We start from the raw sequence: 25,881 nt of genomic DNA, 5'->3' as shown, positions 1-25,881 counted from the left end.
TCTCAATTTGAGAATTGCATAAAGAATTGATACGCCTTTGCATTCTGATATTTCTGCGCCAAACTAAGGCCAAGTTGTAGTAGCTGTCTATCTCTTGTGACCTCTACACCTTGGCGCAGTGCATCGAGAGCTTGTTCACCTTGACCTTGTTTATCAAGGGCTAGTGCATAAAGATACCAATTGTTCGGGTTACTTGGTGACAAGTCTAAGGCTTTCCCGAATGCCACGACAGCTTTATCCAATTGTCCCGCGCGAACGTTGTACATCCCAAAACTGTAAAAAACAATATCGCTATTGGGGTTGTGTTCAATAGCGCGTTCGAAGGTCAACCGCTCATTTTGACTATCGCCTAAACTCCGATACAAATCGGCAAGGTTGATGTAGTTCACTTCGAAATGCGGATCGATTTCGATGCCTTTTAGTAAGTACTTGAGAGACGCTTGAGTATTACCCAATTTATATTCAACTAAACTCTGGTTGAGATTGCCCTCTCCACGCCAAAGATCAACTTGATTCGACAGGCTCAATTCTTCCAATGCCTGTTTATATTCAACGTGATTATCCAATGACAAGCCAACTAACTGATTGGCTGCAGCGACTCTTATGGCGCGATACTCGTCGGTCACCAAAGGCAGCAGAAACTGTCGCTTCTCTGATGGGTTCAACAATACACTGGCTTGCACGCTAGCAAGACGAATTAAGGGCTCTTTATGGGAAAAATAGGGCGCTAATGAACCAGATGACAACGGCGTTCTCACCTGTGGCAACCTAGCAATAACACTGGCTCGTTTTATCACTGGTAGCCTAGTATCAGCAATGACTGCAAATATCGCTTCTTCACTTTGAACTTTATTCTGCATGAAGTCGATAAACCCTCGCTCCCCCGCAGTCAATGTTCCCTCTGCACCGAACCAATTCACAATAGCCCGTTGGGCCCATGTATGGTTCTGAGTGTCATGACACGACAAGCATACTGAAGGGCTTCCTGTTTCCCTAGCGATAGCGGGTTTAGGCACAGTGAAGCTGTGCTCTCGACGTGCATCCACCCCCATAAAATTGGTTACCGGCATGTGGCAATTCACGCATTGATTGCCTACCGAATCACTAGGGTGATGGCTGTGGCGAGTCGCTTCATAGGTTTCAGCTGAATGGCATTGAAGACATAAGCCATTACCTTTCACTTTGACTTTCATGGTATGGGAGTCATGGCAATCGAGGCAGTTCACCCCAGCGGCAAACATCTTACTTTGCAAAAATGAACCGTAGACATAAACCTCCTCTTTTACTTTGCCATCAGCAAAATAGAGCGGTGGCGTAATAAATGAAGGACTAAACTGATCTAAAAATGCTTTGTTAGGATCGATTCCATCGGTAAGGGGCGAACGCAACGAATGACAGCCGAAACACGTATCCATAAAAGTATTGTCTCTGGCTTCACCTTGCCAACGAGCAACAGAATCCGATGGGTTTCTCAACCAGTACCCCAATGCCTTTTGTTCGTGTGATGTCAGCCCACCAACACGATGGGGGGAGGTAAAATTGTCATCGTGACTCGCAGATGAACTGTGCGCAGGTGACACCTGTCCATGACACGATTGACAAGACACATTGATTTCATCAAATACGGTGTCAAACTGAGTAGCACCATGATCAAATTGGCGCTTGAGTCCTGATGAATGGCAGTCGGCACACATACCATTCCAGTTTTGCATAGGCTGCTGCCAATGTAATCGGTCCTTGGCCTTGATATCTTCATCCACATAAACAGGAAACCATTTCTGGCCACCCGCCTCTTTTGCTCGGCTATCCCATGAAAAGGGCAAAACCTGATAACGCCCTCCTTCCGCCTTAACCAGATACTGTTGCAGAGGATAGTGACCAAATACATAGTCAATTTTGTGTTTATGGGTTTGCTTCTCGTGTGTTAACTCAGCGAAGTAAACACCATCATCTATCGTAAAGCGCACATGTTGAGAAAAATGCGTTAATACTTCGCCGTCAAAATTACCCAATACGTTTTGCGATGTCGCTGGCGCCATTGCCTTGGCATGGTCTGATTTCTGCCACTGATCAACGACCTTTTGATGACACGACTGACATTGAGTAACCTCGCTCGCACTTAATGCCGTAGAAAGCATTACACCAAAACAAATGTTCAGGACATTGAATAGGCTAGTAAGGCGGTGGCGAGTGAACAAAATGGCTACAATCCCAAACATTAATTCATTAGGGGTTAAAGGTATGTGTACGTCCGCTTTCAAGGCCGTTAAGGGTAAAAACCTTACCTGTACTCAATACCAAACGCGCACTCTCGATATTATGACACTGCCCAACACCAAAATGCACCTTGGTTCTGGCGTAACTTGAAAAGCCAGACGATACTGCACTTAGCCACTGAGTTTGTGAATGACCACATGCCTTAATGGTTAGGCGACTATCCACTAGACTATGCTTCGACAGATTTGCCAAATCAAAAGCAACATAGCTATTGATCTGGTTAGCGCTAGACAAGAACACATGCCACCGGCCCCTCTCATTCGCAAACACAGTGTCCTCGTCACCATCGGCATCTATATCAACTGCAACAATACCGCTTCCGGTTGCCCCTAATTCCTTAGAGATAATTCCATGTTGTTGAGACGCGATCTTCTCAAAGCTGGACCCTTTTTGATTGCGATACACTAACTGTTCGTTTTGTTGCGCCATCGAACCATAGCGCATTACGACCAAGTCGAGCCAGCCATCATTGTCCACGTCTATACTAGTGGCGTGACTGGTTTGTTCTGATATTGCGATTCCCATCTGTGCAGTCACATCAACATAGTGACCATCGCGATTTTCTAGCAGTTTCGCTGGAAGGTTCACAGGCGCTGTAGTATCTGGTGTTGATAGCACGCGATTAATGACACCCGCCATCGGCGCAGTCGTATGTCCACCGACACGCCACATGCCGTTACCGACATAACCGATGTACAGACCTGGTTTGCGCACCTCTTCTGGCCAACCCTTCGCCTCATTTGGTGTGAGGGAAAGCCATTTTTCACCATGTCGGTCGACATCAAAGGTGATAAGACGCTGCGTTTCACCAACAAATACATCGAAATCCGGATAGGCCATTTGCAGGTTCGTTAACTCGAAATTACCGTCGACAACCATATCGTCAAACAAAAATGTCTGCCGTCGAACAAAAAAACCAAAGCGGCGATGAACTTCGTCAAAATAGCGTTGCTCTTCAAATTGATGTTTCGCACGAGTAATAAACAAATCAAGGTCGCCGTCATTGTCATAGTCGAATGGCGTAATACTAGAACCATGAGAAATAGACGTTAGATCGCCTAAAACGGCACGAGTTTGTTCGGAAAATTGACGCCCTATTTGCCCTACAACTGCGATCATATTTTCCCCACCGTAGAGTAATACATCTGGGTCATTGTCATCGTTGATCAAGGTGACTAGTGATTTGTAGCCTAACCATTTTGCTTGTGGCAATAACTGTTCGTACTCCAATTCCCCTTGCATATTTTGGTAAAAATAATTGGCACCTTGCGGCTGAGAGTCAAGCGGGAATGCAGTAAAGAAGACATCTGCGTCACCATCCTGATCGGCGTCGAGTAGCTTGATGCCCCGTCCTCGGCTTCTTGCAAAAAGGGGAAAGGGCTCACCTTTACCTATTTGCCGATCAGACCCGACGATAAATCTCATCGGATAGCGCGGCTTTTTACCTCCTCCGCCCCCCATTGAAACCAGAACATCAGTTCTGCCGTCGAAATCAATATCGGTGACAGCAATACCATGCGTATCTCCAATAATGAGTACTTGAGGCTCACTGAAGCTCCCTTGGTTATTCCAATAAATGTTGATTCGATACCCGTGATCGGTCAAAAGCAGGTCCTCAAAGCCATCTCGATCGAGGTCACTGATTACGGCAGCATCCCATTTGCGCCTTGAACGGGGCTCTAATGGCAACACGCTTTCGCTTTCCACAAACCAAGGAGCTTCAGGCGATGGGAAATGATGACGTTGTTGGCATCCCATCAAACCTATAAATAACAGAGCAAATAGCATACTTAGCCGAATACCTTGATATCTGTCGCTCATCTCTCCACCTCCTGCAACTGGATGTTATCTACAAACCAAAGTTGCTCTTTTGTACCCAAATTCCTCTGTTCGACTATCAGTGCAAATGCTTCGGCTTCACTGGACGTGGTGTGGCTAATCACATGATGCACTTTTACCCATTTTCCTCGCTCAATATTGGGTGAAACCCCGACTTGATAACGTTTCTCACCAAGTTCAATAGTGAGCCCATCAAGTTGAGTCGAGGGTGCAATCCAGATATCAAAACACAGCTCATATTGCCCATTATCTAGCGACATGACAGGCGCAAGTGTCGTGATTGTAGCTTGCTTGAATGGTACGTGCGCATGACGTTGAAAACGCAAGCTCCTTCTGCCCGCGGCATATTGGAAATCACGATGTGAGGTAATGGAAAGGAATTGCTTGTCTGCGTCGCTAATATGCCAATCGAGTTCGTGTTGTTTTCTCAGGCCCGGTTTGTAAAACGTATTTTGTAGCAAAGGGCCTTCAAAGCCGAAGAACTGAGGCGCCAAAATGCCGGTTGGGGGCTTTTGCCAAATTCTGACGTAATCGACATCAAAATAAACAGGCAACTCATGTTGCTCGGGAATACCGTGCCAGGGGAAGACCTCCGAGTCCAACCAGACTTCCATAGGGTTGTTGAGTAACCAACTGTCTGCCATTTCAAATTGTGTTGCGTGGTACAGCAGTTTGCCATCGAGATACACTAGCAAAGCATCGTGTCGCCACTCCACACCATAGGTATGAAAATCTTCGGCGGTTCGCGACGCCATGCGATAGGGATATTTCCACACTTTATTGACTTTTGGGTGACCTGGACGCCAATCGTGAATCGATGTGATAAATGTCGACTCAGGTGTGGTGTTACCCTGTTTAACCTTGCCAATCAATTCAAACACGTCCAACTCTTGTTGATAACCAGTGCCCCAAAAACCACCTGTCATCGCGCCATCGGGAATCTTGGCGCGAATTTCCATATACCCGTACAGAAAGTTGTGGTGACTAATCATGGCGCCAGTCGTTATATTCTCATAGCGAGCCACACCTTGTTTTGCAGGTGGCTTCCCTATGAATGGATAATCAGGTTGCCATTGTGTTCTTATTTTTAAGCGGCCATCTTGCAAGTAGACATTGTGTGGGGCGAACTGAGAAGGTGCTCGGCCTTTCCAAATATAAAATTCTCCATCCGTGCCTTGTACAAACCACTTCTTGGGATCAATAGTTTCACCATCGAACTCGTCACTGATGTCCGTGTTAAGCACCCAGTTTCCGGTATTTTTAGGATCAGATAAAGGCGTAACATCGGCGCTGTTGCATAGCGATGAAAGACTATACAGGCACAGTAGTGTCGTTAGTTTTAGGTAATAGGACATAGGTAATGCTCCCGAATAATAGGCGCAATCATCCCGCTCCTTATGTTAATAAGGAGCAAGGTCTACTGATTGGATTGGAAGTAAGCGTTATTTCACTAACATGGAAATACGCTTAGTCGAGTAAAACTCTTGTAAGCTGTATTTTGAACAGTCTTTACCTACACCACTTTGCTTTAGACCGCCATGTGGTAGGTGCACTGAGTAGTGTGCTTCATTGACACAAATACTACCTGCGTTAATCCGTTTTGATGCGTCAAAAGCTTGTTTCAGTGACTGCGTGTACACATAGGCTGCGAGCCCAAATTCGGTGTTGTTGGCCATCGCAATCACATCTTGTGAATCATCAAAAGGAATAATATTCAGCACTGGACCGAATATTTCTGTGCGTGCGATGTCCATATCTTCGGTCACACCCGATAGAATGGTCGGCAGCAAATAGAATCCTGGCATTGCATCAGGGACATTGCCACCAAGCTCTACAACTGCTCCACTTTTAACCGCGTTTTGTATCAACTGCAGGATGCGATTGCGTTCTTTATCGCTGCTCAAGGGCCCCATCAAACGCGCATCGCTATCGCCGGTACCCAGTACCAATTGAGACGCTCGTTCAACGGCCCGTTGAGTGAATGCTTCGACTAAAGAGGCATGAACAAAGCAGCGATTAGGTGATACACAAACCTGGCCTGAATTACTAAACTTCAGGTCTATAATATCGTCAACAGCTTTGTCTAAGTCAGCGTCCGCATAAACAACAACTGGCGCGTTTCCACCTAGCTCTACCGAAAAGTGCTTAACGCTAGTACAGCTAGTTTGCATCGCTTTAACGCCAGATGATGTCGACCCTATCATGGTAAACAACGCTGTTTTTTCAGTAGTCAGTAGTGGGTTCGTATTGTCGTAGTTGTTACTGGTAATGATATTCACCACACCATCAGGAAAACCAACTTCGCGCGCCAGCTCTGCGCATTTTAGCGACGCTAGGGGCGTCACTTGAGATGGTTTGATAATACAACTACAACCCGAAGCCAATGCTGGCCCTAGCTTGTATCCTAGGTTTAGCAGAGGGAAATTCCATGCGAGGTAACCTACGACTATGCCAAGAGGCTGACGTTGGATAAAATGGTGAAACCTGTCTTCTGGATCTACCATCACAGGTTGCTCAATCCGTTTTGCCTCTTCGATGAAAAAACGCAAGCAAGTGACTAGCATACCAAAGTCATATTCGGCATTGTCCAATGGCTTGCCCGTTTCTTCGATAAGTAGCGCAATGATGTCGTCTTTGTTGGCTTCCAACAAATCCGCGTAGGCAAGAATCAAGGATTCTCTGACCTGCAAACTGGTTTGAGACCACAATTCGAAGCCTTTTTCTGCGGCTTCAATCGTATCGTGAACTTGCTCGATGCTGATATCAGGAACCTTCGCAATCGACTCGCCCGTCGCAGGGTTTAACACCTCAAAGCACTGGGAAGCAGATGTCATCTTGCCGTCAATTAGCATGTGTAATTCTTGGCTCATAGGGCCTCCGTCTTATTTACCGTAAAAGCAGCCATTGCAGTGGTATCGATTTGTACCCCCAAGCCAGGTCCTGTTGGGACATGGGCTACGCCTTTAACTACCTTTACTTTCTGTAAAAAGATATCATCTCTTAATGGATTTTCGGTTCTGTCATATTCTAAATACAAAGGCGCTTCCTCAGCACGTCCTGGCTCATGATAGGACGTCGACAAAAAGTGGCAAGCTGTTGCAAGGTTAAACTGACTTCCCCACACATGAGGAATCATGTTAACGCCTCTCGCCGACGCTAATGTGCGGATTTTTAGCCCTTCGCTTGGCCCTCCACAATAGCCCATGTCGGCCTGTAAAACTTGAATACCACCGCCGTCGAGCAATCGGCTAAAGCCAAACCGAGTTTGTTCGCACTCGCCAGTGGCAATTGGTACGCTATATTTGTCACTGAGTTGTTTAAAGTGCTGATACTGCTCTGGAGAAACAGGCTCTTCAAACCACGCATATTGATTCTGGCTCAACACATCAGCAATTTGGCTTGCCTCTGACAAGTCATAGGCATGATTGGCGTCTGCAGCGAGTGTTAACGACGGAAACCGTTGCCGCATATTTTCAATGAGCTGAGTATCGAATTGAACGTTCTTGCCCACCTTAATTTTAAGCGCTTTGAACCCTGCATCAACGTAGGTTTGCGCTTCGTTGACTAACTCCTCGAGCAATTGTGCCTCGGGCAAATCTCGATAGTACATGCCTGTTGCATAGCAAGGCACGCTATCTCGCAGTTTACCGCCCATCAGCTGCCCAACACTTTGATTTAAGTATTGACCTTTTAAGTCCCAAAGTGCCATATCAATCCCAGACATTGCCGCCATCATGATCCCACCGCGTGCGAAATCGAGTGATGAGCGCCACATTTTGTGCCAAAGCGCATCGACAGATATCGGGTCTTCTCCGACAAGTTTAGGTGCATAAAACTTATCAACTGCGGTTTGAATTACGTCTGCTGGGCCATAGCACTCACCCCAGCCCGAACAACCATTATCTGCGATGATTTCGACAACCAGTATGTTCCTTTGATTGTAATACCATTGAGAGAATCCAAAAGGCTGAGTGAGATCACACCTTAAATGGTAGGTTTTAATACATTCAATTCTCATTTCATTACTCTATCAATCTCGTTTTTTGCTACCGGGTAGACTCTTTGCAAAAAACTAATATCCTATAAATATAAACATATGATGTTTATATTTCAATTGTTTTACCCCTATTTCAATGTCAACACGAGTATTGATATAGAGGGAGGCAGCTGCGCTAGTGAGTTAGCGAGCTCAATTCACTTTGAAGGTTTCACCAAATCGAGGCATATTGGCAGCTCGCCAATCATCACCTTCTTGGTGAATATGGAACCACAGTGGTGGTTTGTTAGACCATGCCCAGTGTCCCGCGTCTTTTACTAAGTCTCTCAATATGTGGGGAAACTTTTTACTTAGGTCGACTTGTTCACTGATATCTTCTTCAATATTGTAAAGTTTCCATTTCCCTGTCGACTTTGTTCTAACCGCTTTCCATTGATCGCGACGCACAGACACATCGTGAAATCCTTTGCGGTGTCGCATCACAAACAGACTCTCTCCCGCTCTTGGGCTAGTATCACTGTTGATGTGTGGAAGAATACTCTTGCCATCAAGTTGTTTGCTTGTCGCTTTTTCTACATTGGCAAGTGACAGAAAGGTTGGATACAAATCCAGAGCTGACACCGGTTGAGTGAAAGTTTTGGCTGTCACAAGCCCCTTCGGCCAATGAAACACCATAGGTACCCGATGTCCACCCTCGCGGGCGCTACCTTTACCCTCTCTCAAAGGGACGTTGCTCCCACCCCAACGCGTATTTCCACCATTATCACTAAGAAATACAATCAAAGTATTGTCATATTGCCCAGTGGCTTTTAACGAATCGACAATCCTTGCGATTCCTCTATCCACGCCGTACACCATCGCGAGATAAGTGCGGCGCTTTTCATCTTTTATATCCGCAAAATGCGCTAAATCCTCAGCTTTGGCTTCCAAAGGTACATGAGGGGCATTGTATGCAAGATATAAAAAGAACGGTTGATCAGCCCTAGCTTCCGCTTTCTCGATAAAAGTAACCGCTTCACGAGAAAACGCATCAGTCAGATACTCGGTTTCTTTGACCTGCTGACCATTGTATTCAAGCGGGGTGATGTAATCGTTGAAACGTTTCACACCTGTGGCTTTCGCTTTCTCATATTGTGCTTGGTACTCTGTGGGGAAAAATTTGTGTCCCCCCCCCAAAAAGCCATAAAACTCATCGAAGCCTCTGGCGTTAGGGTGATATTGGGGTAATTCCCCCAAGTGCCACTTACCAATAGCGCCAGTAAAGTAGCCCGCATCCTGCAACGCTCGACTAATAAAAACCTCATTGGTATCGATTCCCATCGTAGAACCGTCGACAGGCAGATTAAATTGGGCGCCTATTTTATGGGGATATCGCCCAGTCATTAGGGCTGCACGACTAGGACCACAAAAGGGGTGGGCAACGTATGCCGAACTAAATACCACCCCCTGCCCCGCTAGTTCGTCTAGACTTGGCGTTTTTACATTGTTGTCTATTTGATGATACCCAACATCTGCATAACCTTGGTCATCAGTGATAATCACCAAAATATTGGGACGTTCGTCAGCTTTCGCATAACTCCCAAACGTTCCCAGCAGAAGTAACATAAATAACCAAGTTGAAATCTTATTTTGCATTGTTACTACTCTCTAAATAAGCCCGAGCGTGATGCTGAAATTTAGTCAATGCCGGGTCATCTGTGCGTTTAAGTTCGTTCGATAATGCCTCAATCATGGCGTCGCGAACCTCAGTGTAGGCTGGCTCTCTTATCATATTTTTGACCTCACCAGGATCAGTGACTAAATCGTAGAGCTCATCGATATCTTCACCAGGATTCCATATGAATTTGTATTGAGGTGTTCTGATTGCCCGTATGCCAAACCAAGCGCCGTTGTACCACTCATAAGCGTAAAGCGCGGTGTCCGGTAAACCCTCTTCGGCTTTGTCGCCTTCTAGCATTAAGGGAGTAAGAGAATGTCCGTCAAACTCAGGGTCGCCCTCCAGCTTCATCCACTCAGTCAAAGTCGGCGTTAAATCCAACAATGATACTTGTCGTGACACGATTCTAGGCCCTATCGCAGGGTGCTTTACCAGTAACGGAATTCTCATCAACTCGTCATAAGCATAAGGGCCTTTGTCGTATAAACCATGCTCGCCCAACATCGATCCCTGATCGCCCACAACGACGATATGCAAATCTTCATAGATCCCTAACGCTTTAGTGTGCGCGATGATGTCACCAATAATGCGATCGACCATAGCAATAGCACCGTAATAATAGGCGCGAGATTTACGCCAATCTGTGTCTGTCATATGGCCCACATCATGCCACGGCCACCAAATGCCATCTTGTGCCATCGGCTTGTTCATACGCACAGCGAGATGATTGCTGGGTAAGACTAAATCCTCTGGCTTGAACATACTGGCGTAAGGCTCAGGTACTCGGTAGGCGGGATGCGGCTGATTAAAACTTACGATGCCAAAGAACGGCCGAGAATCTGCAGCCATCTCGGATAGCATCGCTCTACCGGCTTTGACTTTCTTGAAGGCTTCAGTGTCCTCATAACCTCCCGGTAACGTTTTGTAGTATTCGTGCTTTTCTTCACCGGCGTCGAGCTTACCTTGGTAGTATCCCCCAATTTGATTGACTTTACCTCGTGGCGTGTAGACACGTGAAAATCGTTGCCTGGGTTCATGACCGTGGGCCAAGTCGATTTCTGCTCCTCGCAATTCCGTCCCGCGTGCACCTAAGTGCCATTTGCCCACATGCCCAACCAGATAGCCCGATTCGGCGGCTTGTCGAAGTAATCCGCCTTCCTTAAGATCTAATTCTGCCAATCTTGTGTGGTACAACTCCACATTGTCATCTAAACCGGTTTTATGTCCCCATTTGCCGGTATAAAACGCCGCTCGTGAAGGAGAACACAAACCCGTGGTTGACATGGCATTGTCAAAACGCGTTGATTCAGATGCCAAAGTATCGATGTTAGGTGTATTAACGGGGCCACCACGATACGAAAAGGTATCGAACCGCATGTCATCAAACATAATAACCAACACGTTTGGCCGCTTGTTTGTTTTGATCTCTGAGGCCACACCTGCATTAGAAAAAACAATCGCAGACAAGATTGCGACGAGGAACCTCAAAGTCGCTCCTCTTCGAGTGAGTAAGCCAGACACAGCTGACTACTCCACTCTTCGAATTTTGATGTTGTCGATGAAGACACCTTTACCTTTACCTTCAAGCTCTTTCTTCGGAATAGAGATTTTCAGTTTGGCTTTATCACCGGTTTGCGACTTCACTTCAAAGGTCTGACGAAAAGGCGTCCATGACCCTCTGGCCATTACGCCAAATTTTAGCGGAGACAAGGTAATATCTGTGTTCTCTAGTGCCAGATTAACGCGATTGGGTTGTCCCCCCCCAGTCATCACTAGGACTTTCATTTCAAGCTCATATTGCCCTGGAGCCAAATCGATCAGTCCTTCCGGCGAGGTAACAACAACATCTTGTTGAGGTGCTTCTTCAGCATAGAACTTCAAACTTTGTAAACCATTTACTTTACGATCGTAGCTAATCGACGCAAAGGGTTGTGAGGCTTCGTCAATTTGCCAAAACTTTTGATAACCATTGTCATCAGCATGCTCCGGTAACAATTTTAAAGGACGGGGAGTATCTTGATATAGAGCAGGCCCTTCAAAGCCGAAAAAGTGTGACTGGAGTAGGTTATCAGACGGTTTTTGCCAAACCCGGATGTAGTCAATTTCGTAGCTATCCGGCAACTCTTCGGCGTGAGGCAATCCCAACCACACAAAAATTTCAGAGTCGAACCAAATTTCCATCGGATTGGTAAGCACCCACTTACTCTCAACATCCCTTTGATAAACCGTATGAATTAACTCACCATCGATAAAGTACTTAAGAAAGTCTTCGCCCCACTCGACACCAAATACATGGAAATCATCCGCCATTCGATAAGGCATTTTTTGCGTGTAATTAAACGCGGAAGTAGGACGAACTGCGGGGGGGCGCCAGTCGTGAACCGTCGAGAAAAAGGTATCCTCTTTGATGTTCGCATCAATTTTTGGGCTCCCCATTTGCTCATAAACGTCTAACTCAGATTCATGCCCTATCAACCAAAATGCACTGGTCATCGCAGCGTCAACAGCTTTCGTTCGCGCCTCCATGTAGCCGTGTAAAAAACGCTTTTTACTGACCACCGCACCGGTAGTAACGGGCATAGGTTCGCCTTCATGTACGCCATACTGGTCATTGCGTTCACCATCAGCGTAATTTTCTCTTGCGAAGTCAAAATCTGGTTCCCATTGGGTTCGTATTTGCAGTACACCGTCCTCGATAAAGACATTGTGTGGCGCAAACTGCGAGGGCGGTCTGCCTTTCCAGATATAATATTCATCGTTGTAGCCCTGCACTAGCCACTTATCGTGATCAATACTGGGTTGATTGAATTCATCACTTAATGCTTCATTGAGCACCCAACCCCCGCGATTCTCAGGATCAGTCATTGGCAACATCAAAGCTGACGACGCATTATCATGACTTGTTACCGTATTTTGCCCAGCACTGTCTGGCTGACAACCCATTATACTTAGCGAGCCAAACACGGCCCCAGTGAGACTAAGAAACACTCGATTCATTACGATTACTCAACTGACAACAAATGATGAGATCTATTTAAACATATTATGTTTAAATGTAAAGAGAATAACGAAATTGTTAACATGAAGTTTAACTTCACTAACGTAACCCTGACTGGAACCAGCCTTTGATACTCGGTAATGCGTCGCAGAAACAAAAAAGCCAGAGTTTTCACTCTGGCTTTTTTTACAATCGAATAAGGCTCAATCTTCTCGGAAATCCTCACCAAACGCCTCTTTTAACCGTCTAATGGCATCTTTCAAAAGCTTTTCCGTTAATTGTTCTGCCTCTTCACCTTTTCCAGCAGCAATCATTTCATACACGTCACGGTGGAATTTTACAGAATCACTGTTGTTTCTCGGATCCTGATTGGTAATTCTCACACTTACCAACAAAGCGGAATAAATCATCCCCTCCATTGACGTCAAAAACTCATTGTGTGCTGCGCGAAGAACGGCTTGATGGAATAATGCATCTGCGACGATGAACTTCTCTAACGAGCCAGACTCTTGCTCCATACGTACCACGGCTTCTTCTATGGCTTTGAGAGATGCCTCATCGGCTCGTTCAGCAGCCCATCTGGCAGCTTTTGGTTCAAATGCCAATCTAACGTCCATTAATTGACTGATAAACTGCTTGTTTGGCGGCGCTGTGATGTGCCACGCCAACACATCATCATCGAGTAAAGTCCACTCGCTTCTTGGGCGAACTCGCGTACCAATACCTCGGCGAACGTCAAGCAACCCTTTACCTACCAATATTTTCACTGCGTCACGTACAACAACACGGCTGACCTGGTAACGCTCGGCCAATGCGTTTTCCTCTTCGAGCAAAGTACCTGGCTCAAAAGAGCCCGCAACGATCCTACGACCAATTTCCTTAGCCACTTGCACAGACAAACTCGGAGTCATTTTCGCTGCGCGCTTTAGGTCGTAATAAACTAATTCACTCATTAGTGTGATTATCCTAACAGTTAAACATATGACGTAATTAATAATAGCATCTATGACAAACCAGCGCTACAAAGGACATTGGTTTCTTTTTAACAAAACAGTACGCGTAACACGTTGACGCTAAAAGGCTAAAACTCATATAAATGAATTATTAAACGCAGCGTTCCTTTCGTTTGTTTCATAGTATCAATCCCCACTGTTTTTACAAACCCTACAAGTAATGCATGCAAACTGGCCAAGCAAACCATATTGTTGAGTTGAAATACGCAGAAAGGCTTGGCAAAACAAACATCATATGTTTGAATTTATATAATGTTAATTTTAAATTTGGTCGTTATGAATAAATTTACCTTCCGCACCATTGGCGTCTTGTTGTGTATTGCCGCCATTAGTCAAGTGACAACAACTAATGCTGCAGATAAACCCAATATCGTATTTTTGTTTTCTGATGATGCTGGCTACGCTGACTTTGGCTTTCATGGCTCCACTCAAATGAAGACGCCGAATTTAGATCAGCTAGCCGCCCAAGGTGTTAAGTTTACTCAAGCTTATGTTACCGACCCAACGTGCGGACCTTCTCGAGCCGGCCTGATGACGGGCATGTACCAGCAGCGATTCGGCTATGAAGAGAACAATGTACCTGGTTATATGAGTGAGAACTCCGCCATTTTAGGCGCGGAAATGGGACTCCCTACAGACCAAAAAACAATGGGGGATTACCTTAAGCAACAAGGATACAAAACCGCATTTTTAGGCAAGTGGCACCTTGGTGGCACCGATGAAATGCACCCAATCAACCGTGGTTTTGACTACTTTTATGGGTTTAGAGGTGGTGACAGAAGCTACTATGCGTACCCGGAAAATGCCCCCGCGCGTTCTCAAGTTCACACTTTTTTTGACAAAGAGATGGAAGAGGGATTAGGCAACTTTAAGGAGCACGATGGCTACTTGACAGATGTCTTAGCAGATAAGGCTACTGCTTTTATTGAAGAAAATGCAAACCAACCTTTTTTTGTATTCTTGTCTTTCAACGCTGTGCACACACCAATTGAAGCGAAACCAGAAGACCTCGCACAATTTCCTGACTTAACAGGTACACGACAGCAAGTTGCTGCTATGACCCTGTCTATGGACCGTGCGGTTGGGCAAGTCACGAACAAACTAAAAGAGCTAGGTTTGAGCGACAACACGATAGTGGTCTTTTCTAATGATAACGGCGGCCCTACAGACAAGAACGCCTCTTCGAACTATCCACTTAGCGGCACTAAATCTAACCACTTAGAAGGCGGTATTCGCGTTCCGATGTTGATGTCGTATCCCAAAGTGATTAAGCCCAATACAACCTATACCAACGTGGTAAGTTTGTTTGATTTACTACCGACATTTTACGAAGCAGCAGATGGGCAATCCTATGCTTCTGAGATAGATGGCAAAAATTTACTGCCTTATATCACCGGCCAAAACCGCGATGCACCTCACGACACCTTGTTTTGGAAAAAAGATGTGAGAGCAACGATTCGACATCACAATTTCAAACTTCTACGCTTCCCAGATAGACCTGCAGAACTTTACGATATTGCAGCAGACCCTCAGGAGCTCAACAATCTTGCTAGTCGACACCCCGAAGTGGTAACCATGCTATTTAGTAAACTTTTTGAATGGGAACAAACTCTAGAGCGCCCTATGTGGTTACTCAAACGCCAATTTGAGAAATCGGACATAGACAGAATGGATAAATACTGGCCAAAAACTCAATCACAACACGTGCCTATTCAAACCAAATAGTATTTGAATGCAAAAAAGCCCTCAAATGAGGGCTTTTTATTGCATCGAAAAACGAGCTACGGCGCAATTAAAGAGTTGAATGTAGACACAAAGGCCCTCGCTTTCATTCGAATGTGCTCAGCTGAGTAACTGGGCTTATAAAGTGCAGATCCCAAACCAAAACCCGCAGCACCGTTTTCTAGAAACGGCGCCATCGAAGCAATAGTGGCATCGATACCGCCTACAGGATATATGTCGACATAGCTAGGCAATACACTTTTGATTGCCGTCATTCCCTTTACGCCAACACTTTCTGCCGGAAATAGCTTCAGCGCACTCGCCCCAGCTTCAATGGCGGTAAACGCTTCTGAAGGCGTCGCTACACCTGGGTAAACATAGCAGTTCTCGTCAACGGCTGTTGCAATCACTTTCGGATTACAATTAGGAGTCACGATCAAATTCGCCCCCGTTTCCAACACCGCCGTTAACTGTTGCAAAGAGGTAACAGTACCCGCGCCCAATTTAAAACGAGACGTGTCATATCGATTGACTAATTTTCTTATACTGTCCAAGGCGTTTGGGCTATTGAGTGGAATTTCAATCGACGTAAAACCTGCTTCTACTAAAATATCTGCCACATCGAGTACGACTGATGGGTCAACACCTCTTAAAATAGCAATAAGAGGTAAAGGCGGCTTTACGTCATGCTCACTTAATAACTCAGTTTGTGAAACTTGCGCTTCTATCAAAATTCATCTCCTTCACTAACGAACTCATACCATGTAAAAAACAACGATCTCCGCAATGAATATCGGTTTGCAGTGATAGTGCTGACGCAGCCATTTGGTATCGTTGGCACAACTTTTCGCCACCAATCAGGGCAATTCTCGCGTTTTTAGTAACGCTCTTGAGTTCGTGGCCTATCAATATTCCAGAGAGAAAATCTGCGATTTGTTCATCCGGTAAATCTGAGAACAGCTGAACTGTACGAGCGGAAAATACATTACTTAAAAAGTGACCCTGCTGCGATCGTGTCACACCCTGTACAAATGCGTCGGCAAAGAAACGGCTCGGTTTGAGAGTTGGCGGGCGTACTGAAGAATGCTCACTCAGCAATTGGTACATCTCACCGGTAAAAAATGTACTGAAGTGATTGATCGACTTGCCATCGCACAGAACGTGTTTGCTATGAGTACCTGGTAAAATTGCCACATCGTATTGTGAATTTGTAGTGTCCAGCAATCCAAATAATTGTACTTCTTCTCCACGCATAACATCTCGAGCTTGAGCGTCATTGATACAACTCATGCCGGGAATGATTAAGGCTTTAGGTCCCCAAGGTAAATCAAAGAGATGCGCCTCTGCGCGAAGCTTGTCTATGTCATTGGGTGCGCTCATGTAGGGTACATCAAACCAACCCGAACGAGATCCGATCATGCCTGCCATTGCGATGGGTAAGTCCAATGCCCTTGACGAAATCTGTGCTAAGTGCGTTGACAATACGTCAGCAAAATGACTGCCATTGATTTGAAACACGCCTAATGGCGCTTGTGACTCAAATACCACTTTATGCCTAGCATCTAGGCCGAACAACCGAAAATTAGTCGATCCCCAATCAATGGCGAAATACGTCGCGTTATCAACACTCATTTCGTCGCTCCATCACTTGGAAGACGTGAAAGGACCAATTCTTTTTCCAAGGCTTCAATCGTTTTACCTTTGGTCTCCGGTAGAAACCGTGCCATGAGTACCAATCCCACGAATCCGATCACGCCGTATAGTAAGAAAATGTTGGCGACACCAAGGTTGTCCAATTGCCAAGGAAAGAATTGCTGTATTGCCCATGAAGAAATAGTTTGAACTAAGGCCGCAAAAGGTAATGCAACACTTCGTACCACATTGGGAAAGATCTCAGAAAACACAACCCACATAATGGGCCCAATAGACAAATTAAAAGCAGCCAAAAATGCGAAAATACCAAACAACACCATATTGCCATTGATACCTTTAACCGTTTTATCAATAATAATTCCGCTAACCAATGGCAGTGTTTTACGGTCAAATACCTCGCTTAGCGCCTGCTTTAAAGCGACATCTGAATCATACTGTTTGCCCCTGAATGCGTCTAAGGCGTCAATGCCTATACCTTCATCAGTAAAGTGCTGACTAAGTTCGAGTACAACCTTTTCGCTAAAGTGATAATGCGCCTCTTTAAATCCGAGGTAAGTGGACAAATGTGCAACAACAACTAAAGAAAGCCCAATTATTGTGAGCTTTTTTCGCCCCAGTTTCTCGACGAAAAAAATCGCTACGATGGTGGCAATTAGTCCAACTACCCCCGTCGTAATGGTTTGTAAGAATGTATCATCCACACTCATTCCGATTTGCTCAAATACCATGGGGGCAAAAAAGAGCACTGCATTCATGCCAGTCGCGCCTTGCACAACGGCATAACAAACTGCGATACACAGTACAAATCGTAAGGAGGGAGAAAAAAGGATACCGATTTGCTGTTGAATATTGGCTTTTTTGTCTTGTGCCAGTGACGTTTTCACTGTGTGACAGAGGCTTTCTATCTCTTCTGATGGCGCAATTTTCTCAAAGACAGCTTTCGCGTCTTTAATGCGCCCCACTTTAATCAGCCAGCGTGGTGACTCGGGTATCTTCAATAACAACGCGACCCAAGCAACATTGGCGATGAGCTCTGCGCCCAGCATAAAACGCCAGACATTGTTGTTGGTTAGCCAGCTGCTCTGCGACATTGATGTAATCAAAAAGTAGTTGATTACAAAGGCACACAGTAAACCCAACCCAATCATAAACTGATTCACCGAGACAAACCTGCCACGTTTATTGGCGGGCGCGATCTCCCCTATATACATTGCGGAAACGGTAATCGAGGCAAAAGCCACACCGCCAATGAAGCGTCCAACTAGTAGTATTTCATAACTAGTTGCAAGAGAAGAGATGATAGAAGAAAGCGAATACGTAAAACCGATTCCGAGCAATACTGAAGCGCGACCAAACCGCTCACACAATGAGCCCGTGAAAAAAAGCGCAACAATAACACCCAATAGCGCACAACCAACGAGCGTGCCCTGCTGCAAACTATCGAGCTCAAACTCGGCACTAACAAAACGAATTGCGCCAGAGATATTGGCTGCGTCCAATCCAAAGACAAACCCGCCAAACGCAGCCACTAATGCGTAAAAAGTGACATTGAAGTCATGTGATCGCGTGCTCAAGTAACCTCCCGAAGCCGCATAGCGTATGTACTAATTAACTGATGACCATTGTGGAACGAAAAGTACCCTGTTGAGTACTCAACGAAGACTGCGCGAATCGCCCTATACATCTCACCAAAAACGCAAAACTAATGGTGAATTAATGAAGCAAAACGACAAAACCACTAAATCATACTACCAATTCAAACATATTATGTTTAAAATACATAAAACACAATGTATAAATTCCGTTAAAACGTTTTAACATTATTTAGCATCGTCTCGATGAATATATTCGTCTAGTTGATGTCAGAAGTTGATTGCTAAGGATATAAAGATGCTTACCAAGTCTCGAATTTCGACTGCCATAATGGCCAATGAGCAAAGCCCACATGTGAAATTACGCGCTACCAATTTTGGTGATTGTCAGTGGACAGAAGGGTTTTGGGCTGACAAACAACAACAAGCTCAAGATGTTATGGTTCCGCACATGGGAGAGTTATTAAAAGGAGATGTGGGCCATGCGTACAACAACTTTAAGGTTGCCGCTGGGCTAATTGAAGGAAGCGCTAAAGGTATGCTTTGGCATGACGGCGACTTCTATAAATGGATGGAAGCCTGTTGTTACGTGTACAAACTATCCGGTAATGACGCTTTGATTACTGAGCTTGAAGAGATCATTTCCGTTTTTGCACAAGTCATCACAGACGATGGCTATATTCACACCCACAATCAAATCCTTGGTAAACCGCGGTACAAAGCCGTCTGTGATCATGAGTTATACAATTCCGGCCACTTCATCACTAGTGCCATCATTTATAAACGATTGACCGGTAGAACGTCTTGGTTCGATCTCGCTATTCGCCATGCTGATTACCTGTTCGATGTCTTTGGCGGGACGGATCCGGAGTTGGCTCGCTTTGGTTTTAACCCGTCACAAATCATGTCGCTAGTTGAATTATACAGAGAAACGCAAAACCAAAAGTATCTGAAACTAGCGGATATCTTTGTCACAATGCGCGGTTCGGTTCCCATGGGGCTTCACGACAGTGTCCCTTACTGGTTTACAGGTGACCAATGCCAAATGAAAACGCCTCTTCGCGAAGAAACTGAGGCGGTAGGCCATGCCGTCACTGGCATGTATCTCTATTCCGGCGCTGCCGATGTGTACGCTGAGACGGGTGAAAAGGCGCTGATCGATGCCTTAGAACGAATTTGGTCCAGTGCAGTTGAGCGAAAAATGTATGTAACTGGCGCATTGGGACAATGTCACCACGGTGCCTACGATGATCAAAATATGATCCACGAAGGATTCATTGATGATTACATGTTGCCCAACTCTACCGCATACAATGAAACCTGTGCCAACATTTCCAATGCGATGTTCAATTGGCGCATGTTAGGTATTCATGGTGATGCGAAATACGCAGATATTATGGAGCTTGTGCTTTTTAACAGCGCTTTAGTCGGTATTAGTGACGATGGTAAACACTACTTCTATGCCAACCCACTGCGTTTCAATCACGGTCAAAGAGAATATTCTGATCATTGCGATTGTACTGAATCCGCTGATCGCGAAGCATATATTGAGTGCTTTTGTTGCCCGCCGAACTTAGTGCGTACTATTGCGCAAATGTCGGGTTGGGCGTATAGCATCACTGACAATGGCATCTCAGTTAACTTATACGGCGGCAACACATTAGACACGCTCTTAAGAGATGGCTCGGCAGTAAAGTTAACTCAAACAACCCAATATCCTTGGAAGGATACGATAGCTATTCGAATCGACGAGTGCCCCGCTACGGTTTTTGATATCCAACTGCGGATTCCTGGATGGGTGCGAAACCCGTCTCTTAAGGTTAACGGCGAAACACAAGAAGTGACACTAACGCCATCTAGCTTCGCGAGTATCTCTCGTGCATGGAAAGCCGGTGATATCATCGAATTGACTCTACCAATGCCTGTAGAAATGCTTGAAGGGCACCCCCGTGTAGAAGAGATTCGCAATCAAGTGGCAGTAAAGCGCGGACCTCTAGTCTACTGTGTTGAATCTCCGGATTTACCCGATCAAGCGACCATATTGGATGTCTTTTTGGATAGTCAGTCTGACTTCAATGTTGTCGAAAAAGCGGATTTACTGGGTGGCGTGTCGGTGATTGAAGCAAACATGTTTATTCGAAAAGATTCGCCAGACACGCTTTATTCTCGTGTTCAAAAGCCACAGTGGGAATCGTTTAAAACCCAATTAGTTCCCTATTACGCTTGGAGTAACAGAGGCACGTCAGAAATGTCAGTATTTTTGCCAGTGCTTTGGCAAGCCTAACGTCAAAACACCAGTGACACTGAACGTAGGTGTCACTGGTTTTATTAGGATTGCTTCTATGCTCAATCCAAGTATCACGATCAGAGATATTGCAAAGTTGGCCAATGTCTCTACTACAACTGTTTCTCGAGTTATTAACGGTAAAGGCAGTGTCGCGGGTGCGACATCACAGAAAATTCAGGCTCTCATTACCGAACTCAATTTTACGCCTAATGCATTAGCACGCAGTTTAGTTGGATGTCGTTCAAATGAAATTGGTGTCGTATTTCCCTTTGCAAAAAGCGATGAAAATCCGCTGACACGAATTTTGTTTGATCAACTTATGCAACATCAATTCGTGGTAGTTGGCCAAGGTGTAACCAATAGTACGGCAGAAGCTGACGCCATCGAAACCCTGCTGAACCAAGGTTGTGATGCTGTCATCGTTTGTAACGCTCAATCACCCACTGGGATGTTACGACACCTACTTCAAAGCCACCCAAACCTTTACGCCATCGATGCCAACCAAAATGAGCAAAGCAATCAGATTGTTAGTTTTGATCATGCCAAAGCGGGTGAGCTACAAGCGATAGAAGTCATAAAAAGTGGTGCCCGACAAGGGTTACTGATTTTTTCTCAGGGCAAGAGTAATTCAATTAGCGAGCGACTGGCTTGCGCTGAACAAACCTTAATTTCTCATGATGTCTCATTTACACTACATGAAGTCGATGCCCATCAATTTGAAGGCGCATACAGTGCAGTGCAATCAGCGTTATCAACCGGAACAGTTTTTGACTTTGTCATCACTCAAGATGATTTTATGGCGCTAGAATCCCTTAACGCTCTGCTGGACAACAGTATTGCCATTCCCTCCCAGGTCAGAGTTGTCGGGTTTGGCAATCACGACGCCGCGTCGTTTAGCTATCCAAAAATCACTACTGTTAATTGCCCTTACAAATGTATGGTAGAGGAATTGCTCGAACGCATCATCAAGAATAAAACATCCACCAATACCTTCTTGCCCACGATTGTTCGCCGTGGCAGCTAGCGCTTAGCGATTGATTCAACCACAGTGAAAACTTGCCTAAATAGGCCTTATCACAGCCAAAACCTTTCTAAATTACCGATGAACCAGAACGAAAAAAGCCCCTCAACTGAGGGGCTTTTTGATGGTGCTTGATTTAGAACATATAGGTGACACTGCCACCAATGAATCGCGTCCAATCTCGAGGGTAGAATCCTCGGCCAAACCCTAATGTGTTGGTGTTGCGGCGAGTAGTATATTCCTTATCAAATAAATTCTTAACAAAGAGATTAAATCTGAGATTATCTTTGCCAATACCCGCGTAAGCATCCCAAATACCAAATGATGGATTCGATCTTTCATCAAACGCCAGCTCATTTACCGTTTGTGTAGCTTCACCCTCATATCGATAGACGAGCCTGATACTGCCGTCCCATCCACCAACTTCATAGTCTTGAATTAATGAACCAAGGAACTGCTCTTCAGCGTTATTCGGGAAAGGTAAGCCGGACAAATCTAAGCGATTTTGGCCAGCCACAATTGAACAGCGGTCTGCAAGATTACCACCACTTGTGTCCTGCCCTCTTCGAGGACAACTGATTGGTGCATTGGTGAAATCTTCATATTTCGCTTCGTAATTTGCATAACTTGCCGTAAAGCGCAAAGACTCATTAATATCGAGGATCATATCTGCTTCGAAACCGGTAGAGCGGGCTTCATCTGCGTTAACAAAACCGGCAAAAGTTAACCCTTGGTCTTCGTCAATAATGCGTACAGCTCGAACCTGGTAGTCTTCTACTCTCATATCGAAGTAGGTGATATTAAACAGCAAGTTGTTATCGAAGAAAGACGTTCTAAAACCGATTTCAAAATTAGACGATTGCTCCGGTTTCGTAGGGAAGTTATCTACGTCATCCGGATTGGTATTAGTCGTTACAAAATATGAAGAACCTTTGTAACCCGTTGAGTAGTTGATATATCCACGAATATCGTCAGTAAAATCATACCCTAACACGGCCTTGTAAATAGCATGTGTGTCTGAGTCAGAGAAGGTCGTTGGGTCCGTGCGTCTGATAATCAAGCTAGGATCTTGCTGTGCGCGATCAAACACCTCCGCATAGGTATCCAACCCGACACCATCAGATGGCGTCGCCAAATCCGTTCGTGCGAAACTGGCTTCTCCGTCTTCCTTGAGTACTCGGAAGCCAAATGTACCGTCTAGTTGATCCGTGAATTGATATTCAAGTTGGCCAAATATCGCATAGTTCGTGAATTGAGTTGAGAAATCACCACCATTTAATAAGCGACTTGGCACCAATAAAGAACGGTCATCAATACCTGTTGCAGCATAGTTGGCCAAAAAGGCGTTGGCTGAGCCACCTGTATAACAGCCAGCCAAAACGCCATTTTCTATCAACCCGCGGCGTCCTGCGATACAACCGTCACGGACTTCTGAACGCTGCCCTTTTGTATCGTGATAAAACAAACCTACGATCCAATCGAGTTTTTCATTGCCGAAGGAACTAAGACGAATTTCTTGTTGAACCACCTCTACTGACTCATTGCCACCAAATGCCGTGCGCTCCACAGGGAAATTAACCGTAAAGAATGTCGAGCTGTTCAAAAGCTCGAAATCTCGAAAGCTGCCGATATAAGAGAGGGTCATGTCATCATTGATATCATAATTCACCTCTACAGACGCACCTGAATTGTCCGTAGAGCCAAAGTTACCCTCAGGATTTCTTGCGGTAACAGGGTTTCCTGCTTCCTCAAAAAATGACTCTGGGTTAATCCTATTGTAAGTCGTCCCTTCAATAGTGCCATCATCGCGAACATTAATAATAGGACGCGGACCGAAATCTAAATTGATACCGCCGATGCGAGTAAATGCACAGCAATTGGTTTCTCTCTCAGAATGCTCTGCTCTAAATAGCACACTGAGATCTTCGCCGTTGTCATACAGTAATTGTCCCCGCAAACCAAAAACATCATCTTCGCCGATTTCATAATTCTCGGCGCCCGGCAGTGTATTTTGAATCCAGCCGTCGACTTTTTTGTGTTGTGCATTGACCCTAAGTGCCCATGATTCACTCAGTGGCACGTTGACGTGCCCGCTTACTTCTACGCCATTGTATTCGGTTAACTCCAGTCTGGCTTTACCGCCGAATTCATTTAGATTCGGCTTTTTGGAAACATAGTGTATGAGGCCTGTGGAAGTGTTTTGTCCAAACAAGGTACCCTGTGGCCCTCTTAAAGCCTCGACTCGCTCTAAATCCGAAATTGCCAAGTTCAACATAGACTGTCTCGGAAGTACTTCGCCATCTATTACAACTAAGTTAGACGACTGGAGACCAATAGAATTGGTAAACGTGCCAATACCACGCGTTTTCAAGGTAGTAGTTCTAATTTCAGTGCTGTCATCAACGCCAAATCCCGGCAAATACCGCACCAGGTCAAAGCCATCTTCGATATTGTAATTTTCCAGCAGGTTACCTTGAATAACCTCCATGGAAACAGGTACTTCTTTTAAAGCCTGTTCGCGCTTTTGAGCAGAGACGAGGATGACTTCAACTTCATCCTCGTCCTTTTCAGTGTCTATTTCATTCGCTTGTGCCAAAACCGATTGAGCAAGCAAGCTTAAAGAAAAGCCTGCTAAAAGCAGTGTGTTTTTAGTAGCAGTGTGTCCCATAACATTCCTTAACAAGATTACAACGAACCAACGTTATATAAATATAAACATATGATGTTTGCATTATCAAGATGTAAATGAAATGTTTATGTTATTCGTAATTCATAGACAAACCTTACTCAAAATAAAAATAAATCCATTAAAATCAACCACTAATGAAAAATATTGTGGTTTAAACTTTCGAAAAAAGGAAAATGTTAACTAAAAAAGAAAAGAAAGTTGTAAAAAAAATGTGTATTTGGCCAATTGCCTTCGCATGGTAGAACGCGACTCCTGTCCCAAATACAGTGGTATTTTACATGTATCGTTTGACCCAAAATGCGAAAAATACAACTTCGCATTGGCAAGAGTCGCCATTCTTCACATTCAAAAGAGAATAACAGCCGAAGCGTCTAACTCGTCAAAACCAGACTCGCTCGATAAACCAATACAGTCCAATGAGCGCGATAAGTGCGGAACATGGTGCGACTAACCATCGCTTATAAGCAGGGTGATGTCTAAAGCGCCAGGTCAGTAGTGTGGCGACGAACAATATGGCCAATTGCCCTATCTCGACACCAATATTGAAGGAGATTAGCGCGGTTATCAGGTCGTTTTTGGGCAAACCATATTCAGTCAACACCGAAGCAAAGCCCAAACCGTGCAGGAGCCCGAAACAAAATATTACCAGTGCCCGCCACCGCTGAGGCTTATCAAACACTATGTTTTCCAATGCTACCCAAACAATAGATAACGCGATGAGCGGTTCAATGACACTAGCGGGTATGGTTACCCAGCCTAGTATGGCTGCACCCAGTGTTAGCGTATGCGCTACGGTAAACGCAGTGACTTGCCACAGCAGAGTACTGATGTAAACCGCCGACAGGTAAAGCCCCAAAATAAATAGGATATGATCGAGCCCTTTAGGCACTATGTGCTCAATACCCGACTTCACGTACATCAGCACTTTATCTGTAATTGACATGGCATTGAGTTTGCGTAAACGTTGACGTTCTAGCGCAGCGCGCATTTCGTCATCCATTTGGCCCTTTACCAGTCGCAACTGTCCATCCTCTATATCTAAGATAATGTCTTCATCTTGAGGGTGGCCATGCACGCAAAAACTGAAAAGTAGTAACAGGATGGAAAGTGTCGTTTTCATGATCATTCTAATAAGA

The 25,881-nt window shown here is 45.1% G+C and carries 17 protein-coding genes; 3 read left to right on the top strand and 14 right to left on the bottom strand.

The window, feature by feature from the left end; translation table 11 throughout:
• Positions 1-2 precede the first annotated feature (2 nt).
• The 9 genes from AC27G9_RS07355 to AC27G9_RS07315 all read right to left on the bottom strand — a co-directional run bounded on the left by AC27G9_RS07355 (position 3) and on the right by AC27G9_RS07315 (position 13,721).
• Entirely contained in the window at positions 3-2,219 is a 2,217-nt protein-coding gene (locus AC27G9_RS07355; RefSeq protein ID WP_487072608.1) for a tetratricopeptide repeat protein, read from the bottom strand.
• Positions 2,220-2,226: 7 nt separating this feature from the next.
• Positions 2,227-4,098 (bottom strand): CRTAC1 family protein, encoded by a 1,872-nt coding sequence (locus tag AC27G9_RS07350; RefSeq protein ID WP_487072606.1) that lies wholly within the window; start codon positions 4,096-4,098, stop codon positions 2,227-2,229.
• Complete coding sequence (locus tag AC27G9_RS07345; protein ID WP_487072604.1) at positions 4,095-5,471, bottom strand: family 16 glycosylhydrolase; 1,377 nt, start codon at positions 5,469-5,471, stop codon at positions 4,095-4,097. Before AC27G9_RS07345 ends, AC27G9_RS07350 begins: the two co-directional genes overlap by 4 nt.
• Before the next feature lie 87 nt (positions 5,472-5,558).
• Positions 5,559-6,986, bottom strand: a complete 1,428-nt coding sequence (locus AC27G9_RS07340; RefSeq protein ID WP_487072602.1) for an aldehyde dehydrogenase family protein — start codon at positions 6,984-6,986, stop codon at positions 5,559-5,561.
• On the bottom strand, positions 6,983-8,134 hold the full coding sequence (locus AC27G9_RS07335; RefSeq protein ID WP_487072600.1) for a mandelate racemase/muconate lactonizing enzyme family protein: 1,152 nt from the start codon (positions 8,132-8,134) through the stop codon (positions 6,983-6,985). Before AC27G9_RS07335 ends, AC27G9_RS07340 begins: the two co-directional genes overlap by 4 nt.
• A gap of 171 nt (positions 8,135-8,305) precedes the next feature.
• Positions 8,306-9,748, bottom strand: a complete 1,443-nt coding sequence (locus AC27G9_RS07330; protein WP_487072598.1) for a sulfatase-like hydrolase/transferase — start codon at positions 9,746-9,748, stop codon at positions 8,306-8,308.
• Positions 9,738-11,258: a sulfatase-like hydrolase/transferase gene (locus AC27G9_RS07325; protein ID WP_487072596.1), complete on the bottom strand. Its 1,521-nt coding sequence runs from the start codon at positions 11,256-11,258 to the stop codon at positions 9,738-9,740. The genes AC27G9_RS07330 and AC27G9_RS07325 overlap by 11 nt, the downstream gene beginning before the upstream one ends.
• A gap of 39 nt (positions 11,259-11,297) precedes the next feature.
• Positions 11,298-12,767 (bottom strand): family 16 glycosylhydrolase, encoded by a 1,470-nt coding sequence (locus AC27G9_RS07320; protein ID WP_487072594.1) that lies wholly within the window; start codon positions 12,765-12,767, stop codon positions 11,298-11,300.
• A gap of 204 nt (positions 12,768-12,971) precedes the next feature.
• On the bottom strand, positions 12,972-13,721 hold the full coding sequence (locus AC27G9_RS07315) for a FadR/GntR family transcriptional regulator (RefSeq protein WP_487072592.1): 750 nt from the start codon (positions 13,719-13,721) through the stop codon (positions 12,972-12,974).
• 336 nt (positions 13,722-14,057) lie between these two features.
• Here AC27G9_RS07315 and AC27G9_RS07310 point away from each other — a divergent pair, with 336 nt between their 5' ends.
• Positions 14,058-15,506: a sulfatase-like hydrolase/transferase gene (locus AC27G9_RS07310; RefSeq protein ID WP_487072590.1), complete on the top strand. Its 1,449-nt coding sequence runs from the start codon at positions 14,058-14,060 to the stop codon at positions 15,504-15,506.
• Between the two features lie 56 nt (positions 15,507-15,562).
• Here the strand turns inward: AC27G9_RS07310 and AC27G9_RS07305 are convergent, their stop codons facing one another.
• From AC27G9_RS07305 to AC27G9_RS07295, 3 genes are read right to left on the bottom strand one after another with little or no spacing between them, the layout of a single operon-like run.
• Complete coding sequence (locus tag AC27G9_RS07305) at positions 15,563-16,234, bottom strand: 2-dehydro-3-deoxy-6-phosphogalactonate aldolase (protein WP_487072588.1); 672 nt, start codon at positions 16,232-16,234, stop codon at positions 15,563-15,565.
• A complete protein-coding gene (locus tag AC27G9_RS07300; RefSeq protein WP_487072586.1) occupies positions 16,206-17,135 on the bottom strand; it encodes a 2-dehydro-3-deoxygalactonokinase in 930 nt (309 codons plus the stop codon). Before AC27G9_RS07300 ends, AC27G9_RS07305 begins: the two co-directional genes overlap by 29 nt.
• Positions 17,132-18,730, bottom strand: a complete 1,599-nt coding sequence (locus AC27G9_RS07295) for an MFS transporter (protein ID WP_487072584.1) — start codon at positions 18,728-18,730, stop codon at positions 17,132-17,134. The genes AC27G9_RS07300 and AC27G9_RS07295 overlap by 4 nt, the downstream gene beginning before the upstream one ends.
• A 316-nt stretch (positions 18,731-19,046) precedes the next feature.
• On the opposite strand from AC27G9_RS07295, the gene AC27G9_RS07290 reads away from it, so the two are divergent.
• On the top strand, positions 19,047-21,032 hold the full coding sequence (locus tag AC27G9_RS07290; protein WP_487072582.1) for a glycoside hydrolase family 127 protein: 1,986 nt from the start codon (positions 19,047-19,049) through the stop codon (positions 21,030-21,032).
• A gap of 58 nt (positions 21,033-21,090) precedes the next feature.
• On the top strand, positions 21,091-22,059 hold the full coding sequence (locus AC27G9_RS07285; protein ID WP_487072580.1) for a LacI family DNA-binding transcriptional regulator: 969 nt from the start codon (positions 21,091-21,093) through the stop codon (positions 22,057-22,059).
• A gap of 133 nt (positions 22,060-22,192) precedes the next feature.
• On the opposite strand, the gene AC27G9_RS07280 is transcribed toward AC27G9_RS07285, so the two are convergent.
• Both AC27G9_RS07280 and AC27G9_RS07275 read right to left on the bottom strand, forming a co-directional pair.
• Positions 22,193-24,724: a TonB-dependent receptor gene (locus tag AC27G9_RS07280; RefSeq protein WP_487072578.1), complete on the bottom strand. Its 2,532-nt coding sequence runs from the start codon at positions 24,722-24,724 to the stop codon at positions 22,193-22,195.
• Between the two features lie 400 nt (positions 24,725-25,124).
• Entirely contained in the window at positions 25,125-25,865 is a 741-nt protein-coding gene (locus AC27G9_RS07275; RefSeq protein WP_487072576.1) for a HupE/UreJ family protein, read from the bottom strand.
• Positions 25,866-25,881 lie beyond the last annotated feature (16 nt).

It is taken from the genome of Alteromonas sp. 5NS40-0096 (genome assembly GCF_057544385.1).
The sequence above is the reverse complement of the archived record's forward strand: the minus strand, read 5'-3'. Positions and strand labels throughout refer to the sequence as shown.

Bases quoted from the DNA above. Each gene is read 5' to 3' on its own strand.
- AC27G9_RS07355 (WP_487072608.1), bottom strand. From the start codon at position 2,219: ATGTTTGGGATTGTAGCCATTTTGTTCACTCGCCACCGCCTTACTAGC.
- AC27G9_RS07350 (WP_487072606.1), bottom strand. From the start codon at position 4,098: ATGAGCGACAGATATCAAGGTATTCGGCTAAGTATGCTATTTGCTCTG.
- AC27G9_RS07345 (WP_487072604.1), bottom strand. From the start codon at position 5,471: ATGTCCTATTACCTAAAACTAACGACACTACTGTGCCTGTATAGTCTT.
- AC27G9_RS07340 (WP_487072602.1), bottom strand. From the start codon at position 6,986: ATGAGCCAAGAATTACACATGCTAATTGACGGCAAGATGACATCTGCT.
- AC27G9_RS07335 (WP_487072600.1), bottom strand. From the start codon at position 8,134: ATGAGAATTGAATGTATTAAAACCTACCATTTAAGGTGTGATCTCACT.
- AC27G9_RS07330 (WP_487072598.1), bottom strand. From the start codon at position 9,748: ATGCAAAATAAGATTTCAACTTGGTTATTTATGTTACTTCTGCTGGGA.
- AC27G9_RS07320 (WP_487072594.1), bottom strand. From the start codon at position 12,767: ATGAATCGAGTGTTTCTTAGTCTCACTGGGGCCGTGTTTGGCTCGCTA.
- AC27G9_RS07315 (WP_487072592.1), bottom strand. From the start codon at position 13,721: ATGAGTGAATTAGTTTATTACGACCTAAAGCGCGCAGCGAAAATGACT.
- AC27G9_RS07310 (WP_487072590.1), top strand. From the start codon at position 14,058: ATGAATAAATTTACCTTCCGCACCATTGGCGTCTTGTTGTGTATTGCC.
- AC27G9_RS07300 (WP_487072586.1), bottom strand. From the start codon at position 17,135: ATGAGTGTTGATAACGCGACGTATTTCGCCATTGATTGGGGATCGACT.
- AC27G9_RS07290 (WP_487072582.1), top strand. From the start codon at position 19,047: ATGCTTACCAAGTCTCGAATTTCGACTGCCATAATGGCCAATGAGCAA.
- AC27G9_RS07285 (WP_487072580.1), top strand. From the start codon at position 21,091: ATGCTCAATCCAAGTATCACGATCAGAGATATTGCAAAGTTGGCCAAT.
- AC27G9_RS07280 (WP_487072578.1), bottom strand. From the start codon at position 24,724: ATGGGACACACTGCTACTAAAAACACACTGCTTTTAGCAGGCTTTTCT.
- AC27G9_RS07275 (WP_487072576.1), bottom strand. From the start codon at position 25,865: ATGAAAACGACACTTTCCATCCTGTTACTACTTTTCAGTTTTTGCGTG.